Annotated in this window: 21 protein-coding genes and 2 pseudogenes; 7 read left to right on the top strand and 16 right to left on the bottom strand. The window is 39.8% G+C overall.

Going from position 1 to position 17,305, the window contains the following annotated elements; all coding sequences use genetic code 11:
• Positions 1-150: 150 nt before the first annotated feature.
• Together MUO14_RS12745 and MUO14_RS12740 are read right to left on the bottom strand one after the other, a co-directional pair.
• Positions 151-1,023, bottom strand: a complete 873-nt coding sequence (locus tag MUO14_RS12745) for an AraC family transcriptional regulator (RefSeq protein WP_244751071.1) — start codon at positions 1,021-1,023, stop codon at positions 151-153.
• A 190-nt stretch (positions 1,024-1,213) separates the two neighbouring features.
• Positions 1,214-1,900 (bottom strand): ArsR/SmtB family transcription factor, encoded by a 687-nt coding sequence (locus MUO14_RS12740; protein WP_244751070.1) that lies wholly within the window; start codon positions 1,898-1,900, stop codon positions 1,214-1,216.
• A 114-nt stretch (positions 1,901-2,014) separates the two neighbouring features.
• Between MUO14_RS12740 and MUO14_RS12735 the strand changes: the two genes are divergently transcribed.
• Entirely contained in the window at positions 2,015-2,869 is an 855-nt protein-coding gene (locus MUO14_RS12735; RefSeq protein WP_244751069.1) for an isocitrate lyase/PEP mutase family protein, read from the top strand.
• On the top strand, positions 2,862-4,055 hold the full coding sequence (locus MUO14_RS12730; protein ID WP_244751068.1) for an MFS transporter: 1,194 nt from the start codon (positions 2,862-2,864) through the stop codon (positions 4,053-4,055). Before MUO14_RS12735 ends, MUO14_RS12730 begins: the two co-directional genes overlap by 8 nt.
• A gap of 121 nt (positions 4,056-4,176) precedes the next feature.
• Here MUO14_RS12730 and MUO14_RS12725 read toward each other — a convergent pair whose 3' ends face one another.
• Complete coding sequence (locus MUO14_RS12725) at positions 4,177-4,410, bottom strand: hypothetical protein (RefSeq protein WP_244751067.1); 234 nt, start codon at positions 4,408-4,410, stop codon at positions 4,177-4,179.
• A 527-nt stretch (positions 4,411-4,937) separates the two neighbouring features.
• On the opposite strand from MUO14_RS12725, the gene MUO14_RS12720 reads away from it, so the two are divergent.
• The 5 genes and pseudogenes from MUO14_RS12720 to MUO14_RS12700 all read left to right on the top strand — a co-directional run bounded on the left by MUO14_RS12720 (position 4,938) and on the right by MUO14_RS12700 (position 9,370).
• Entirely contained in the window at positions 4,938-5,957 is a 1,020-nt protein-coding gene (locus MUO14_RS12720; RefSeq protein ID WP_163527877.1) for a DUF3231 family protein, read from the top strand.
• Between the two features lie 74 nt (positions 5,958-6,031).
• The gene (locus MUO14_RS24770; protein ID WP_396265568.1) at positions 6,032-6,547 is read left to right on the top strand and encodes a CBO0543 family protein; all 516 of its coding nucleotides are present in this window, start codon (positions 6,032-6,034) and stop codon (positions 6,545-6,547) included.
• Positions 6,548-6,569: 22 nt separating this feature from the next.
• Positions 6,570-7,052: a CBO0543 family protein gene (locus tag MUO14_RS12715; protein ID WP_163527876.1), complete on the top strand. Its 483-nt coding sequence runs from the start codon at positions 6,570-6,572 to the stop codon at positions 7,050-7,052.
• A gap of 299 nt (positions 7,053-7,351) precedes the next feature.
• Positions 7,352-7,849, top strand: a complete 498-nt coding sequence (locus MUO14_RS12710; RefSeq protein WP_244751066.1) for an ImmA/IrrE family metallo-endopeptidase — start codon at positions 7,352-7,354, stop codon at positions 7,847-7,849.
• A gap of 388 nt (positions 7,850-8,237) precedes the next feature.
• Positions 8,238-9,370, top strand: a pseudogene (locus MUO14_RS12700) (site-specific integrase).
• Positions 9,371-9,459: 89 nt separating this feature from the next.
• Here the strand turns inward: MUO14_RS12700 and rpsI are convergent.
• The 13 genes and pseudogenes from rpsI to MUO14_RS12635 form a co-directional block, all read right to left on the bottom strand.
• The gene (gene rpsI / locus MUO14_RS12695) at positions 9,460-9,852 is read right to left on the bottom strand and encodes a 30S ribosomal protein S9 (protein ID WP_163528039.1); all 393 of its coding nucleotides are present in this window, start codon (positions 9,850-9,852) and stop codon (positions 9,460-9,462) included.
• Positions 9,853-9,871: 19 nt separating this feature from the next.
• Positions 9,872-10,309: a 50S ribosomal protein L13 gene (gene rplM, locus MUO14_RS12690; RefSeq protein ID WP_244751063.1), complete on the bottom strand. Its 438-nt coding sequence runs from the start codon at positions 10,307-10,309 to the stop codon at positions 9,872-9,874.
• 374 nt (positions 10,310-10,683) lie between these two features.
• Complete coding sequence (gene truA / locus MUO14_RS12685) at positions 10,684-11,424, bottom strand: tRNA pseudouridine(38-40) synthase TruA (RefSeq protein ID WP_244751062.1); 741 nt, start codon at positions 11,422-11,424, stop codon at positions 10,684-10,686.
• Between the two features lie 16 nt (positions 11,425-11,440).
• Complete coding sequence (locus MUO14_RS12680; protein ID WP_244751061.1) at positions 11,441-12,238, bottom strand: energy-coupling factor transporter transmembrane component T family protein; 798 nt, start codon at positions 12,236-12,238, stop codon at positions 11,441-11,443.
• Positions 12,231-13,103, bottom strand: coding sequence for an energy-coupling factor ABC transporter ATP-binding protein (locus MUO14_RS12675; protein WP_244751060.1), 873 nt, complete (start codon positions 13,101-13,103; stop codon positions 12,231-12,233). Before MUO14_RS12675 ends, MUO14_RS12680 begins: the two co-directional genes overlap by 8 nt.
• Positions 13,079-13,911 (bottom strand): annotated as a pseudogene (locus MUO14_RS12670) (energy-coupling factor ABC transporter ATP-binding protein). Before MUO14_RS12670 ends, MUO14_RS12675 begins: the two are co-directional and overlap by 25 nt.
• Before the next feature lie 357 nt (positions 13,912-14,268).
• Positions 14,269-14,628 (bottom strand): 50S ribosomal protein L17, encoded by a 360-nt coding sequence (rplQ, locus tag MUO14_RS12665; RefSeq protein ID WP_244751059.1) that lies wholly within the window; start codon positions 14,626-14,628, stop codon positions 14,269-14,271.
• Between the two features lie 45 nt (positions 14,629-14,673).
• Positions 14,674-15,618 carry a DNA-directed RNA polymerase subunit alpha gene (locus MUO14_RS12660; protein WP_244751058.1) on the bottom strand — a complete coding sequence of 315 codons (945 nt, stop codon included), beginning with the start codon at positions 15,616-15,618 and terminating at the stop codon, positions 14,674-14,676.
• Between the two features lie 176 nt (positions 15,619-15,794).
• Positions 15,795-16,190, bottom strand: coding sequence for a 30S ribosomal protein S11 (gene rpsK / locus MUO14_RS12655; RefSeq protein ID WP_244751057.1), 396 nt, complete (start codon positions 16,188-16,190; stop codon positions 15,795-15,797).
• A gap of 27 nt (positions 16,191-16,217) precedes the next feature.
• Positions 16,218-16,583 (bottom strand): 30S ribosomal protein S13, encoded by a 366-nt coding sequence (rpsM, locus tag MUO14_RS12650; RefSeq protein ID WP_244751056.1) that lies wholly within the window; start codon positions 16,581-16,583, stop codon positions 16,218-16,220.
• Between the two features lie 25 nt (positions 16,584-16,608).
• Positions 16,609-16,722, bottom strand: a complete 114-nt coding sequence (gene rpmJ / locus MUO14_RS12645) for a 50S ribosomal protein L36 (protein WP_003156543.1) — start codon at positions 16,720-16,722, stop codon at positions 16,609-16,611.
• 35 nt (positions 16,723-16,757) lie between these two features.
• On the bottom strand, positions 16,758-16,976 hold the full coding sequence (infA, locus tag MUO14_RS12640) for a translation initiation factor IF-1 (protein ID WP_244751055.1): 219 nt from the start codon (positions 16,974-16,976) through the stop codon (positions 16,758-16,760).
• The gene (locus MUO14_RS12635) at positions 16,954-17,289 is read right to left on the bottom strand and encodes a KOW domain-containing RNA-binding protein (protein WP_244751054.1); all 336 of its coding nucleotides are present in this window, start codon (positions 17,287-17,289) and stop codon (positions 16,954-16,956) included. Before MUO14_RS12635 ends, infA begins: the two co-directional genes overlap by 23 nt.
• Positions 17,290-17,305: the final 16 nt, after the last annotated feature.

Below are 17,305 nucleotides of genomic sequence, written 5' to 3'. Positions count from 1 at the left end.
ACAATGGCATTTGGGCGCTGGTCTTTATTCCCCAACTGCGCCCTATTGCTTAATACCGATTATTTCAAAAACAGACGTTCAACTCAATTTTTTCTCAAAAAAGACGCTTATCTTATTACGGAAAAGCGCCTCGTTTTGAAAACACTATTATTATTTTTCTGTGATCGGTATCCATATTTCACTCTTAAATTCCGGTGAGCTTGTGTCCTTGTTTTCATTCCATAGAATTTCAGGGCCTTCTACTTGCTCGTAATTAGAAGAAGGGAACCATTCGGCATAAATACGCCCCCAGATATCCTGTAATGTTTCAGGAAATGGTCCAACAGATTCAAATACAGCCCATGTTAGAGCAGGAACATCAAGTTGGGTAAGGTTATTAGGACATTCATTTGTTGTTGCAACACCGATATAATGATCAAGTTCCCCTTTTTCTTCCATTCGACCTTCTGAAAAGTTTACAGATGCACTAAGCAATCCCACAGGTTCAACATTAGAAAGTTTTTTAAGTTTTTTTATCGCTTCACCATCTAAACTTTCCCACATAGAGGCGATTTCTGGATTAACCCCGTTAAAAATAATAGGGACTCTTTTTTTAATTCCAATTATGCTAAATGCCTCTTTTTCTTCAATTCGATAGTCCATTGCAATTCCTCCTTTAATTGATAGCTGGAAGGTCATTCGTGGATAGGCTTTTATTGTGTGACCATTATTTCTAGCTTCTGATGGTGTTATCCCATGAAGGCTATGAAAAGCCCTCGTAAAAGAGTCTGGAGAATTGTATCCGTATTTAATGGCAATATCAATAATCCTGAAATTGCTATTGTTCAGCTCAAAAGCTGCAAGCGTGAGACGCCTTCTCCGAATATACTCCGACAACGTTACACCTGCCAGAAATGAAAACATTCGTTTAAAATGATACTCTGAACATAATGCCCGCTTTGCTACTTCATGACTGTCAATTCTATTGGCAAGATTTTCTTCAATAAAGCTCAAAGCATCATTCATGTTTTTAAGTGAATTCACTTTAATGACCTCCCTTACATCAACAGAATAGCAAGAAATGAAAGATTGTATCCGACTTTTCATGCACACTTATGCAGGGTCAACTTATTCTTCCCCAATATGGTCCCGATTCAGACACAGTGCTTCTTCAGCAACTGCGCCCGTTTGCGGAATTGTGTAATTAACTTACATCTTGGTGAATTTAATAACTTCAAATGGATACATGAAAATGTTTTTCAAACCCTGATTGACCCTTTTCTGTAATGCTTACTGCGCGTGTCGATGGTTTTCGAACAATCCATTCTAACTCAAAAAACCGTTCAACAAGTCCATGACCTAACGCACCAGCGAGGTGATGGTGACGTTCACTCCAGTCCAAGCAAACACGTGAAAAGGATCTGCGCTTTCTCTTCAATTCCCTTATGTCCAAACCAAAATCCATAAAGAACTGTTCCCCTTTGGTTGTCATAATAAATGACTGTTCCTTTTTCTCCAAATAACCGAAATTCACCATCGACTCCGTAAGTTTCACCCCTAATGTGCCAGCCAGATGATCATAACAGGTTCTTGCATGTTGTAGCGCCTTCGCTTGGGAAGATTGCCTCAAAGAACGTACTTCAGGTGGTTGGGAAACGGATAAAAAGGACTCTAGCATACTAGCAATTTCCTGATTCGCTAGCTGATAATAACGAAAACGGCCATGTTTTTCAACAGTAACAAATTCACCGCCAGCTAATTTCGCAAGATGAAAGCTAGCCGTTTGAGGTTTAATTCCCGCCATATTCGCTAATTCCGTAGCCGTGTGAAATCGGCCATCCATTAAACTGGTCAGAATTGCCGCGCGCGATGATTCCCCCATAAGGGAAACGACTTCTGCAATATTTGGATTTACCCCCATCTAACAAACCTCCATTTTGTATTCCATATTTCGATTATAGTTGAACTGTCTATAAGTTACAATAATACCAGGCAATAATTAAGCCAAATTTTATATATGAAATGGGGGTTCACTATGAATCACAGAAATCAATATGAAAAAGCAAAAGACTTTTATCAATTACACCAACAACCCACCTCATTTGTACTTCCAAACGCTTGGGATGCTGTCAGTGCAAAGGTATTTGAAGAAAGTGGATTTGAAGCTATTGGAACCACAAGTGCAGGAATTGCAGCCTCGCTGGGATATGAAGATGGGCAAAATATACCTTTTGAGGAAATGACTACAGCCATCAAAAATATTGCAACATCCGTTGATATACCCGTCAGCGCAGATATTGAGGCTGGATATGGCGAAACGATTAGTGAAATTGTAGACAAGATGAAAAAAGTTATAGCCACTGGAGTCGTAGCGATAAACATCGAAGATGGCACAGGTAATTCTAATCAACCGCTTTATGATATTTCCTTTCAACAGGAAAAAATTGCGGCTATTAAGGAACTTTCGGATTCCCATAAAGAGTCATCACTGTTTATTAATGCCCGCACAGATACGTACTGGTTAAACATTGGAAACCCTTCGGGGCAATTTGAGGAAACTGTTAAAAGGATAAAGTCATTCGTAAAAGCTGGTGCGGACTGTGTTTTTGTTCCTGGCTTAAACAATCGGGAAATCATTAAGAATCTCCGGAATGAAATTGCTTGTCCCATCAACCTTTTGGCCAGTCCAGAAACACCTTCCTTATCGGAATTATCACGTATTGGAGTTGAAAGGCTTAGTTGTGGTTCAGGACCTTTCAGATCGAGTGTTACTTTGCTTAAAGCCATTAGTGAAGAAATTATAAACCAACAATCTTTTCATCGTATGACAGATGGGGTACTGCCTTATGGAGAAGTTACTAAATTGATGGGAGGGAATTTAAATGGTTAAGAAAAACACGTTAATTTTTTGGTTTGTTGGCTATACACTCCTCATCTTAATGGTGGGAGCTAATATCCCATCCCCATTATATAGTGTCTATCAGCAGCAATGGGGATTCTCATCAGGAGTCTTAACGTTGATTTTTGCCATCTATGCTTTTGTTCTTATTCCTTCCCTGCTGATTTTCGGACAGCTTTCTGATCGATTAGGGAGAAAAAAAGTGTTACTTATAGGATTGCTGATATCGGCTGCTGGTTCAGCTGTATTTGCACTCTCGAGTAATTTAATCTTGTTATTTATTGCTCGGGGGTTGCAAGGTCTAGCAGCCGGAATGATGAGTGGAACAGCTACGGCTGCGTTAGTAGAATTACGCCCTAATCACCGTAAAACCGCCTCACTTGTTGCTTCCATTGCAACAGCGGGAGGAACAGCTGTTGGTCCAATTCTTGGAGGTGTCTTGGCTCAATATGGCCCTATGCCGCTTATTTTGCCGTATATCGTTCATCTGATTTTATTCATTCCTGGTTGTATCACAATCTTTGCCATGAATGAAACGATAAAAACCAAATCAACCAGCCGTTGGCACCTCCAACGACCAAGTATCCCAGTAACTCTCAGGACACCCTTTACAATGGGGGCTATTACAGCCTTCGCGGCATGGTCCGTAACAGCTTTATTTATGTCCCTTGTTCCTTCCTATGTTTCATCCTTGATGGGAATTCATAATTTAGCCATAACGGGAGGCGTTGTATTTTTAATGCTGGGGGCATCGGCAGTAGCCCAACTAACTTTTAAAAACCTATCTTTTCGTATATCAATGATGTCCGGACTCATTCTATTAATTGTCGGTTTAATTGGTTTCGTGCTGGCAGTTCCATCACAATCGATTACGTTATTAATCATAAGTACAATCATAACGGGATTAGGCCAGGGGCTAGCCTTTATGGGAAGCATGCAACTTGTCAATGAAATTGCCCCTGCCAATCAACGGGGGAACGTTGTCTCAACCCTTTATGTTGTCATTTATATAGGTGTAGGCCTTCCCACAATTGGAATTGGTTTTGGTGCTGTATGGATTGGACTATACGCCGCTATTTCTATTTTTACCTGTTTCATCGTGGCTTTGGCTACCCTTATGACGGTTTGGATTAAGGTAAAATTGAAAACGGAAATGAACAACCTTGTGACTCAATAATATTTCTGGCCGATTCCTCGTACGCGGGGAAATCGGCCTTTTTTATAGAAAAGTAATTTTCTTTTATTCAAGGAAAGCGCCCGATTGTTTAAATGCGAATTTCATAAGAGTTAGTGTAAATCTAATCATTATTTTCACTTTTCGCCCTGTTGTTTTTCATTCTTTTATAGAATACGTAAATTGCATTGCCAGCGACCAATAACACAGAACCTGTCAAAGAACCATATATAGGAGGAAGATAAGGTATATTAGGAAAAAATACGATTTGACTTCCAATACTACCCCCGATGAATACTACTGGGGCCATCATACTTAATCTCCATTTAGAATTTTTGAATTTTACCTTTTCATTCATTTTTTACCTCCTTCCTCCTTAATCTTTTATTAAACTAAACGTTACTTACCTTATTAGCGATAAGCGCCCGTTCGTTTAAAACTGATAATTACTAAAGCAACTATCACTCAGCAAATACAAAAAACAGTAAACTGATTGCAAATAATATATATGCGAACTGAATGATTATGTACATTGTGAATTCAAAGGTTGAAAGTTTATTTTGTTTCTTAGTTTTTTCCAAATGTCGTAAATAAATAGCAGAACTTATAATAGCTATTAGGATAAAAATTGTACGTAAAATTTCTGCAAAAAGTATCAAGCTTGTCATCCCCCCCACTATGACTATTAGCTCACAAAATTGCCTTTATATGCTATAACGGCGCTGTTCCTTATTAGGGAAAAGCGCCCTTTAATTGAAGATTGTTCAACATACTCGAAGCTATAGACTTGGTTATGATATGACTTATTGATCTATTCTAGTCTGTATAAAAACCACATTTAAGTAAATAATAACCCTACCTTATCATACTCAAGGAGGTTACATAATGAATGAAGGGAACATTCACCTAACATCTGCAGAAATTGGTTCACTTTGGACTGGGTATATGCAGGATAGTATGTCAAAATGTGTCTTAAGTTTTATGTTAAAACATATTGAGGATCAAGATATAAAACCCGCTATTCAGTATGCTTATGATCTTTCATCCAATCATCTAGAACAGTTACTCACCATTTTTGAAAAGGAAAATTACGCCGTTCCAAACGGGTTTACCGAACAAGATGTAAACATAAATGCTCCGTGGCTTTTTACGGATACATTTTGTTTAACGTATGTCAATCACATGGCAAAAGTCGGAATGATAGCATACAGCGGATTTGTCTCTATGAGTACCAGAGAAGATATGCGAAATTATTTTATACTAGCATTAAACGAAACAGCTACGCTTTATAATCAAACAAGCGAAATTGCTCTTTCAAAAGGAATTAATGCCAGGCATCCTTATATTGAGGTTCCGAAAGAAACGGATTATGTGGACAGTAAAAAATATTTTAGTGGCTTAAATCCCTTTAGTGACAAGCGTCCACTAAACGCCGTTGAAATTTCCCATATATATATGAATATACTAACAAACGTAGTCGGGGTGAAATTATGCCTTGCCTTTGCGCAAACTTCGCCATCCAAAGATGTACAAGATTTTATGTTGCGAGGAAAAGAGATCTCGCAAAAACATATTAAGATTTTTGTTGATACACTTATGAAAGATGATATTGATGCTCCGCAGGTACCTGATACAGCTGTAAGTGATTCAACAACTCAAGCATTTTCAGATAAATTATTGATGTATCATATGTCACTTATAAGTGCATCAGGAATCGGAAACTATGCTACTGCTGCCGCCGCCAGTCAACGAAGCGATTTAATGATCAATTATGAACGGTTATCGTTAGAAGTTTCCCGACTTGCCAAAAGCGGAGCCGATATTATGATTAAAAACGAATGGTTAGAACAACCGCCTGGAATAAAAGATCGTAAAAAATTAGCGAAGAACAAACAAAAAGGCTGACCTTAACAAAGTTAGCCTTTTTAATTATTCAGTAAAACAATTATGATAATACAAATAAAAAGGAATTAACAACCATGCACGTGGCTATTACAATTTGGGCTATTATCGCCTCATGGCGATGGTGGGATCGGGAACACTTCCACAAGTGCCATACAACAATACTGTACATGTCATTATTGAATTTATTATATATTTTTTTGACTAGTGGTTATATATTGTGGAAGATTCAGCCTGACCTTGGACTTCCTTTCCCCATCGTCAGTATGCTGTATACGTTTATTATTTTCCCTTGCACAGTGATTTTATATTTGTCCCGTTATCCGAAGTCTGTTAAAGGCCAGATCCTTCACAACATAAAATGGATTATGATTTACATAGTAATAGAATGTCTGGGTAGTTTATTTGGTCGTATTATTTATGATCATAGCTGGCATTTAGGATGGTCACTTTTGTTTGTCCTAACCATGTTTCCTATGTTGCGTCTACATTATAAAAAGCCTCTACTTGCCTATTTTTTATCCATTTTATTTATTGCTTTTATACTTTATAAATTTGAAGTTCCTTGGAAAGTTCCAATGAAGGATCGTTAATATGTTGGGGGTGCAATTTTTTATGACTATGGAGCAAATTATTTTAGTACTGGCGTGGGTAATCTCTATCTCTATTCTTTTAATATTTATTCCAAAAGATAAAATTCGCAATGCCATAGTAGCATTCCAATTTAAGCAGGTATTAACATGGTTGTTTGGTCTTGCTGTTGTTCAGATGAGGATGATTGAATATCCTGTCAGGTTGTTTGATTATGCAAGCAGGGCAAGTTTCACCTTTGAATTTCTTGCATACCCTGCAATTTGTGCCATTTTTAATGTTCACTATCCAGAGGGAAAAAGTAAAATAGCTCAATTTGGTTACTATGCTCTTTATACTTCAGTCATTACAGTTACTGAGGTAATACTTGAAAGATATACTAATTTAATTGTGTATATCCATTGGTCTTGGTACTGGACTTGGATAACATTATTTACAACATTCTTTTTGTCACATTTATTTTATAAATGGTTCTTTAGGAAAATAAACACTGGACATACCAAATAAATAGAGGGACTACAGCTGTTAATTTTGTGTAGTGTAAAGTTCCATAAAAAACAAAGGGCAGAAAAATGCTACCTAATACTACCTTCTGTTTCGTTGATAGAAACTGATTACGGTTCTTTATTTGTTCCGCAATATGGCCCTTATCTTGAAGACTCGATATCAAGATAGTTTGAAAGAAATACATAGTGATAATGGTACTTTTACTGCCCGTATATTTACACATTATTAAAGATAGTGGTTTTTTCATATTGATAAATAGAACATATGTTCCTATAATATTTTTAAGGATGGTGATATGCATGGATTTCCCTAAATATAAAACTACTGCCTTAGAAGATTTAGTTACCCAATGGTATTTACGACATAGGTTCACCAGACCTGAGGATTTAAACATTAAAAAAATCGGATTAAAATATGAAATATTTCTACATTGTAAACCGAAACAAGCGAGTTTTATGAAAGTTGGCCGCTTTAAAGAGATTGTAGTTGATAGTCGTTTACCTGCGATTTATCAACGAGAACAGTTTTTTCATGAACTTTGTCACGCAGTACGCCATGCAGGTCGTCAATCGATGATGCCTCCAGCATTTCGTGATCTTCAGGAAAGAGATGCAAAGCATTTTACACTCTATGCATCCCTTCCCTTTCATATGATCCAGCAATATAACATAACGGACCCAGAGATTATTAACAGATGGTCATTAGATTTCAGAATCCCAATTCACCTATGTAAAGATCGTTTAGATCAAATTAAACGTCGCCACATTTGTACCTTTGAAAAGAATTTTACAGATTAAAATATGTATTATAGGGTGTATTTCGAGGGTTCATTTCAATAGAGGGTAACAACGTTATTTTCAAATTTACTTATTGATTGATCCTATGACAAATGAAAAGAAATTCTTGCTGGGGCTGTAGTTTCAAAAAACAGAAAGAGGTACAACTTGCTGTAAAAGAAAATGATCAAGAAATTTATGATTACACTTATCCAAAAGATAAAGATATAAGTTCCGATTAAAACTTATGATGAGAATGCCAAAATAAGTTCTGAAAAAAACGGCGTTGTGAACGTCCTCGTAATACGAAATACCAAAGGATTGCGGATATGGTCAGCGATGATATAACGATTTTGTACATTTAATAGTGTTGAAATAAATTAATGTACAATTGAGGAGGTACAGTAACATGGCTTACTACCGAAAGAGGGGGAAAACTTGGAGCTACACAATAGATGTAGGGATTGACCCCTCTACTGGAAAACGAAAGCAAATAAGCAAGGGGGATTTAAGAGAAAGAAGGATGCTCAGTTAGAGGTTGCAGACATACAGAAAAAGCTTGAAAACAAAACCTTCAAATTCGATAAGAAAATGACGTTCCAGGACGTTTATGACGAATGGTGGGCCATACACTCTAAGACAGTCAAACCAAGCACGCAGACATTCGTGCAGTCAAAGATAATGAAGCATATTATTCCCCGATTTGGAAAGTTAAAAATCAGGGATATTACAAAAGGTTATTGCCAGCGTGTAATAAATGAAATAGCAGATCAAATTAAATCTGCTAATGATATAAGGATACAGGCCAATCAGGTATTCAAGTATGCTGTCAAAATGGATTACATCGCCCAAAATCCTATGGAATATACGGTTGTACCAAAACAAGAAGATGAATTTTTAGCTGATCAGGAAGAAGATAGAAATTTTTGGATTAAGGAGGAGATTAATAACTTCCTTTCCTTAGCTAAGGAACAGCTGCACATTAAAGATTACGTGCTGTTCTACTTGCTTGTTTATACAGGTATGAGGAAGGGAGAGCTAATTGCCTTAGAGTGGAAAGATATCGATCTTGATAAAAATAAGATTTCAATAAATAAGACAATGTTCTTTAAAAATGGAAAGGAAGTAATACAAAAGGCGAAAAAGAAGACAAGCATGCGTACCATCCATATAGATAATGTCACAGCTAACCTCCTACGTAAATGGAGGATTCAACAGAAGGAATGGCTGTTTTCGGTAGGTATGCAGCCTGAAGTTACTAATGTAGTTACTAGAGCAGATATGCGGCCTCTCCGCCTGGCATATCCTAATGATAAATTGAAAGGCATCATAAAGCGCAATAATCTACCCTCCATAACTATTCATGGTTTCCGTCACTCACACGCTTCTTTATTGTTTGAAGCAGGAGCAACCATAAAGGAAGTACAAGATCGATTAGGACATAAAGATATTCAAACGACCATGAATGTCTATGCCCACGTAACAGATTCATTAAAAGATAAAACTGCTGATAGGTTCCAAAAATTCATGGATTCAGAATAAATGTGAGCAAAATGTGAGCATCACCCCATTTTTGACCATAAAAAAAGCCTCTCTCCCGATAAGGAGAAAGAGGCTTTAAACTTGTCATATTAACGCTTAGAGAACTGTGGAGCACGACGTGCACCTTTAAGACCGTATTTCTTACGCTCTTTCATACGTGCATCACGAGTTAATAGTCCCGCACGTTTAAGTGGTGTGCGGTATTCTGGGTCTGCTTGAAGCAGCGCACGAGCGATTCCGTGACGGATTGCACCAGCTTGACCAGTGAAACCTCCACCATCAACATTTACATAAACATCATAGTTACCTTCAGTCTCTGTAACAGCTAGAGGCTGCTTCAGAATCATACGAAGTGTTTCATATGGGAAAAAGTCTTCAGCATCACGTTTGTTTACTACTACACGACCAGTTCCTGGAACAAGGCGAACACGAGCTGTCGACTTTTTACGACGTCCAGTACCGGAGTATTGTACTTGTGCCACTATCGATTACCTCCTTTAATTATCCACGAAGTTCGTAAACTTCTGGTTGTTGTGCTTCATGTTTGTGATCAGATCCAGCATAGACATGAAGTTTTTTACCCATTTTGCGTCCTAGGCTTCCTTTAGGTAGCATACCTTTAACGGCAAGCTCTAGCATTTGCTCAGGATATTTTGTACGCATTTCGTTAGCTGTACGGGATTTCAAACCACCTGGGTGGTTAGAGTGACGGTAATAAATCTTATCATTGATCTTGTTACCAGTTAGTTGGATTTCTCCTGCATTGATGATGATGACATGGTCACCAGTGTCAACGTGTGGTGTATACGTTGGTTTATTTTTACCGCGAAGGATCGCAGCAACTTCGCTTGCCAAACGGCCAAGTGTTTGCCCTGCAGCATCCACAACAAACCATTTGCGTTCCACGTTGTTTTCATTTGCCATGAAAGTTGTGCGCATATCGGTTTCCCTCCTGAATTCGTAATTTCACAAAGCTCAATTTTTAAATTTATCTCAAATACGATTAGTTTCCGGGGCTAACCGTGGTATAGAAATAAAATGCCATAGCATATCATATAACACTCTACATCCCTATGTCAAGTCTTCGCACACCAGGAATCGTTGTTTTTTAAAAGAAATGTGAAGAGAATTTGCTCAGACTCACCAAGATATTAGCTATTAAGTATAGCCAAGTGGATTTTTTTCATATATTTTCCATAATTGCACGAAATTTTCAATAATTGCACGAAATTTCCGTTATTTGCGTATTTCACGGGATTATTGCACGAAAATCGCCATTAATTGCGTATATGAGCGATTTAGGGTGTCTAAACTTAATATTCTACCTTCCATAAAAACAACCCATGAGGAGGTGCTGTCTTCCCAGCTGCTTTCCGATCCCTAGCCGCGAGCATCGTTTCAAGCTCATCAGACGTGCGATCTCCAAATCCTACCTCAAGAATCGTCCCTACTAGAATTCGTACCATGTTATATAAAAAGCCATTCCCTTTGAAAATAAATACAAGCTCAGATCCACGCTGCTCGATTACCGCCTTTGTAATGGTGCGAACTTTGCTTCCTTTGAGATCTGTACGAGGAGAACAAAATGAAGTAAAGTTATGCTCTCCTTCAACAAGCTTACACGCCTCACGCATCGCCGCAACATCTAGCGGCTTTCTGATATGATAAGTATAAAGTCTACGGAATAAATTCGGCTCATGATCATTCCAAACATAGTAGCGATATTCCTTAGCTGTCGTATCATATCTTGCATGGAAATCGTCCGTCACGGGTTCTACCTCTGCTACACGTATGTCTTCAGGAAGCATGGGGCCTAACGCCCTTTTCCAGTTCGATGCTGGGATGTTCAAACTTGTATCAAAATGAATGACTTGGCCGATTGCGTGTACACCGGCATCCGTGCGACCAGATGCGATAACCTTCACACTCTCACCCTTGTGCATCTTAGTTAATGCCTTTTCGATTTTTTCTTGAATCGTTACACCGTTTGTCTGAACTTGGTAGCCGGCATAAACTGTCCCATCATATTCCACTCTACATTTCAATCGCTGCATTACGATCTCCTCCACACTAGTTCCTTGTTAAAAATAGACCAACGATAATGAGAGCAAACAAAACATAGACGTAATAGTCGGCTCGGCCGATTTGAAGCTCTCTCAGCTTCGTCCGGCCTTCGCCTCCCTTATAACCCCTTGCCTCCATCGCCATAGCAAGCTCCTCTGCACGTTTAAAGGCACTAACGAACAATGGCACTAAAAGGGGAATAACGGCCTTGATGCGGTCTTTAAATGCCCCTGTGCGGAAATCAACACCACGGGAGGCTTGGGCTTTTGAAATCTTCTCGGTTTCCTGCATGAGCGTCGGGATAAATCGCAGCGAAATCGACATCATTAACGCCAACTCGTGTACAGGGAAACGTACCTTTTTTAATGGTCCTAGCAATTGTTCAATTGCATCAGTAATTTCAATCGGAGTTGTCGTCAAAGTAAGTAACGAGGTGACCATGATCAAAAGGAAAAACCGCAACGATATCGCCGCCCCTTGCACAATGGCACCTTCATAAAGCTCCCATCCGAATATCGTTGTAAGGACCTCCCCTTCCTTTGTAACAATGATATGAAGCAGGAAAGTAAACGCAATTAAGAACCATACCGGTTTCAATCCCTTTAAAATATAGCGGATCGGAATACGAGTAGCCATGGCACTTCCAATCGCAAATAAAGTTAATAGTCCATAACTCAGAACAGAATTAGCAAAAAATACGATCACAACGAAAAAGAAGATGATGGCAATTTTCGAACGGGGATCCAGTCTGTGAACAATGGAATTCCCCGGGATATACTGGCCAATAATCAATGAACTACTCATGATCGCGGCCCCCTCTCACCATGTGAGCCAATTCCTTTGCTAACTCTGTTAGTGATTGTCCCTTGTACGGTATTCTCTGATTGAATTTCTCCTCCACTTGAGTTAAAAATTGAATCACTTCTGGAACATCAAGCTGAACCTTTTTCAATGCTTCCTTTTCCTGAAAAATATCCAGGGGCGAGCCGTGCATGAATACTTCCCCTTTATTCAAAATGATGACATGATCGGCATACGCCAAAGCATCCTCCATACTATGGGTAACAAGCACCGTTGTCAGTCCTTTCTCCTTATGAAGCCTTGCAAACATGTCCATAATTTCATTTTGCCCTTTAGGGTCGAGTCCCGCTGTCGGTTCATCAAGCACGAGCACTTCAGGGTTCATAGCGAGCACACCAGATATTGCCACGCGGCGCATTTGCCCACCACTCAAGTCAAACGGAGACCGTTTCAATATTTCTTCAGGAAGGCGAACAGATGAAATGGCTTCATTTGTTCGGCGTTTAATCTCTTCTTGCTCCACACCAAAGTTCATCGGTCCAAAGGCGATGTCTTTCTCTACCGTTTCTTCGAACAATTGATGCTCAGGATATTGAAAAACTACGCCTACTTTTTCACGCAATTCTCTGAGTCGCTTGTTCTTCTCTCCTGCCTTAAGCTGATATTCCCCTATCGTTACTTCCCCTTCTGTTGGCTGAACGAGTCCATTCAGATGTTGAATCAATGTGGATTTTCCTGAACCTGTATGACCAATCACCGCAACAAAAGCACCGGACTTGATGTTAAAGGAGAGCTTATTTAATGCCCGATGCTCAAATGGACTATTCGGCTGATAGACATAGCTTACTTCATTGAACTTAATGTCCATAGTTCCTCCAAAAGTTCCTTGTGATTGAGTGGCTCACGTGTAAGATCAATACCAACAGATTTCAATTCATCCGCTAGTTTCGTTATAAAAGGAGTATCTAAGCCAATTTCAGTTAACTGTTCTTTTTTTGCAAAAATAGTGCGCGGGGGGCCTCTAACCAAATTTCACCCTGATTCATAACAATAACGCGTTCGGCCTGAATCACTTCATGCAAGTCATGAGTAATGGTGATTAAAGAAAGGTTTCTTTGCTGTTGAACATCAAGAATAGTACTTAAAATTTCCTTCCTGCCTTTGGGGTCCAACATTGCCGTTGCTTCATCTAGAATGATGTACTTTGGTGAAACGGCAAGAACGCTCGCTATGGCAACACGTTGCTTTTGTCCACCAGACAAACGATGCGGCTCTTGACGTTCATAATCACTCATCCCGACGGCCGTAAGACTCTCTTTAATTCGCTCAAGCATCAGTTCCCTCGGCATGCCATGGTTTTCCATGCCAAAGGCCACATCATCACGAACCGTAGTGCCCACAAATTGGTTATCGGGATTTTGAAAGACCATACCGACATTCTTTCTTACATCCCATACAGTATCAGCTGTAACGGCTTGTCCATCGACAATGATTTCTCCCTCTTGCGGAAAAAGCAGCCCATTCATCAACTTGGCGATCGTTGACTTCCCTGAACCATTATGACCTATAATCGCCACCCATTCGCTCTCTGTGATAGTAAAGCTGACGTTTTTCAGCACCCAAGGCATGTCTTCTTGGTAACGAAAAGACACATTTCTAAACTCGATCTGACTCATACTCAACAAGGTTTCCCCCTCTGCTCGACAATTCTATTTCCCGGGAAATATATTTCAACATTTCCTGATTGAAATCGACAAACGATACATACTATTGGTATCAAAGGTTACTAGACAAAACGCATGATGTGGAACTTCAGCTAAGACTTACACGTCTTGCCCCAGCATCAAACATCCAAAGCACTCTGCAGGGTCACAGAGGTGAATGGTTCAATCTTAAGCCTGGATCTCGACCATTGTAAAATTGACCCTAGTATAAATTAGTTTCTAATTTCTTAAAGCATAAAAAAAGGGCTGGAGTTAACCTCTCATTGAGATTTCACCCTGCCCTTTTGTATCCATCATAAATGATTGACATTAAACTAGTTCAATGATTGCCATCTTAGCACCGTCACCTTTACGCTCGCCTAACTTAAGTACGCGAGTGTAACCACCTTGGCGTTCCTCATAGCGTGGTGCGATATCAGAGAACAGCTTTTGCAGGGCTGTTTGGTCTCCTTCTTCATTCGCATCTGCACTGTAAAGGAATGATTCAGCCTGACGACGGGCATGAAGATCTCCTCGTTTGCCTAGTGTAATCATTTTCTCAACAACGGAGCGAAGCTCTTTCGCTTTAGCTTCTGTTGTTTCGATACGTTCATGAACGATCAAGTCTGTCGCTAAGTTGCGAAGAAGCGCCATACGTTGATCAGTAGTACGTCCTAACTTTCTAGCCATGGTTTATCCCTCCCTTATCGGAATCTCTTAGATGTGATCGATCAATTAGTCTTCTTTTCTCAAACCTAGTCCGAGTTCTTCCAGCTTATGCTTCACTTCTTCAAGAGATTTACGACCAAGGTTACGGACCTTCATCATGTCGTCTTCAGACTTATTCGCAAGCTCTTGAACAGTGTTAATACCTGCGCGTTTTAAGCAGTTATATGAACGAACGGAGAGATCGAGTTCTTCAATCGTCATCTCTAGAACTTTTTCTTTTTGGTCCTCTTCCTTTTCAACCATGATTTCTGCTTTTTGCGCTTCGTCAGTAAGGCCTACAAAGATATTAAGGTGTTCCATATAGATTTTAGCTCCAAGAGAGATCGCCTCTTCAGGGCGAATACTGCCATCAGTCCATACATCTAACGTCAGTTTATCAAAGTTTGAAGTTTGACCAATACGGGTGTTCTCGACTTGATATGTGACACGAGAAACGGGTGTAAAGATTGAGTCAACAGGAACCACGCCAATTGGCAAATCTTCGTGATTGTTCCCTTCAGCTGGACGATATCCCCGACCACGTTCAGCCGTAATACGCATACGTAGAGTTGTTTTGCTATCTAACGTTGCAATATGAAGATCCGGATTCAGAACTTCTACATCACTATCATGCGTAATGTCCGCAGCTGTTACTTTCCCTTCACTTTGCACATCAATTTCTAAAGTCTTCTCTTCATCAGAATAAATCTTCAAAGCTAGTTTCTTTAGATTCAAAACAACTGTGGTTACATCCTCAACCACACCTTCGATGGTTGAGAATTCATGAAGTACCCCATCAATTTGAACTGATGTTACAGCAGCGCCAGGAAGTGAGGATAATAGGATACGACGCAAGGAGTTACCTAGTGTTGTACCATATCCACGTTCAAGCGGTTCTACGACGAATTTACCAAATTTGGAATCATCGCTGATCTCAACCGGTTCAATTTTTGGCTTTTCAATTTCGATCATATAAACATAACCCTCCTTCAAAACGTCGAAACCCCGGTTAGACGTGGTCTAACCGAAATTCCTCAGGTAGGCAGTCCCAAATAACAAGACAACTACATTTTTACTGTCTAATGCGGTGCTATTTAAAAGCTATCATAACCCATTATAGACAGGGTGACAAATTCTATTCAGAATTATTATACGCGACGACGTTTTGGCGGACGGCAACCGTTGTGTGGTACTGGAGTCACGTCACGAATTGCAGTGATCTCAAGACCAACGGCTTGTAGTGAACGAATCGCTGCTTCACGACCAGCTCCTGGTCCCTTAACAGTAACTTCTAATGACTTCATGCCATTATCCATTGCATCTTTTGCTGCGGCTTCTGAAGCCATCTGAGCAGCGAATGGAGTGGATTTACGAGAACCTTTGAAGCCTAGTACCCCAGCACTGCTCCAAGCGATTACGTTACCTTGAACGTCGGTGACCGATACGATCGTATTGTTAAAAGTAGAGCGGATGTGTGCTACACCAGTCTCTATATTCTTTTTCACGCGACGCTTACGACTACGAGTGTTTCCTTTACGTGCCATGTAGTTTAACCTCCTTCTTTTATAAAATTATTTACGTTTGTTAGCCACGGTACGACGTGGTCCTTTACGTGTACGGGAGTTGTTTTTTGTCTTTTGTCCACGAGCTGGAAGCCCACGGCGGTGACGGATTCCACGGTAGGAACCAATCTCAATTAGACGTTTGATATTAAGGGAGTTTTCACGACGAAGATCCCCTTCCACATTGTGGTTATTAATAGCTGTACGAATCTTACCTAATTCGTCCTCTGTTAGATCACGAACTCGAGTATTTTCAGAAACACCGGCTTCAGCTAAAACTTCTACAGCTAGTGGCTTACCAATACCATAGATATAAGTTAGGGATACGACTACGCGCTTATCGCGAGGAATATCTACACCTGCTATACGTGCCATTGGATACGTGCACCTCCTTCTTTAATTAACCTTGTTTTTGTTTGTGTTTAGGGTTTTCACAGATAACCATTACTTTACCTTTACGACGGATAACTTTGCATTTCTCACAAATTGGTTTTACAGAAGGCCTTACCTTCATCATCCATACCTCCTTTTATAACGGAGCTCGTTCTATTATTTATAACGGTACGTAATACGTCCTCTTGTCAGATCATAAGGGGAAAGTTCCACCGTTACTTTGTCTCCAGGTAGGATTCGAATGAAGTGCATCCGAATTTTACCGGAAACATGAGCTAAAACGGTATGTTCGTTTTCAAGCTCTACCTTAAATTGTGCATTGGGAAGAGTTTCAACGACTGTTCCTTCCACTTCAATTACATCGTCTTTCGCCATCGAGTTGATCTCCCTTCTTCAAATCAGTCACTTCTTCATTGACATATTTTGATACGGCAAATCGAAGCTTGCCATTCGTGACGCGACCAGTTTCCAGAAGGCTGTTTTGGACTTCCGGAGAGACGAAATCCATAAGCTCTACATGCTGCAGATTCTTTTTCTTTGGTCGATCATACTTACGCTTCTCTCCATCGGCAAGCAGCAAAAAGCGGCCATCCAGTATATCTATCACAACCGCATACTGTCCTGCCTCACGTCCTTGCACAATGCGAACAACTTGACCTATTCGTGGACTCGACTCAGATTCATTCAAACACGATCACCTTCAC

Origin of the sequence: Halobacillus shinanisalinarum (assembly GCF_022919835.1) — a bacterium.
Lineage (GTDB): Bacteria > Bacillota > Bacilli > Bacillales > Halobacillaceae > Halobacillus_A > Halobacillus_A shinanisalinarum.
This window is presented reverse-complemented; position numbering and strand designations above follow the sequence as displayed.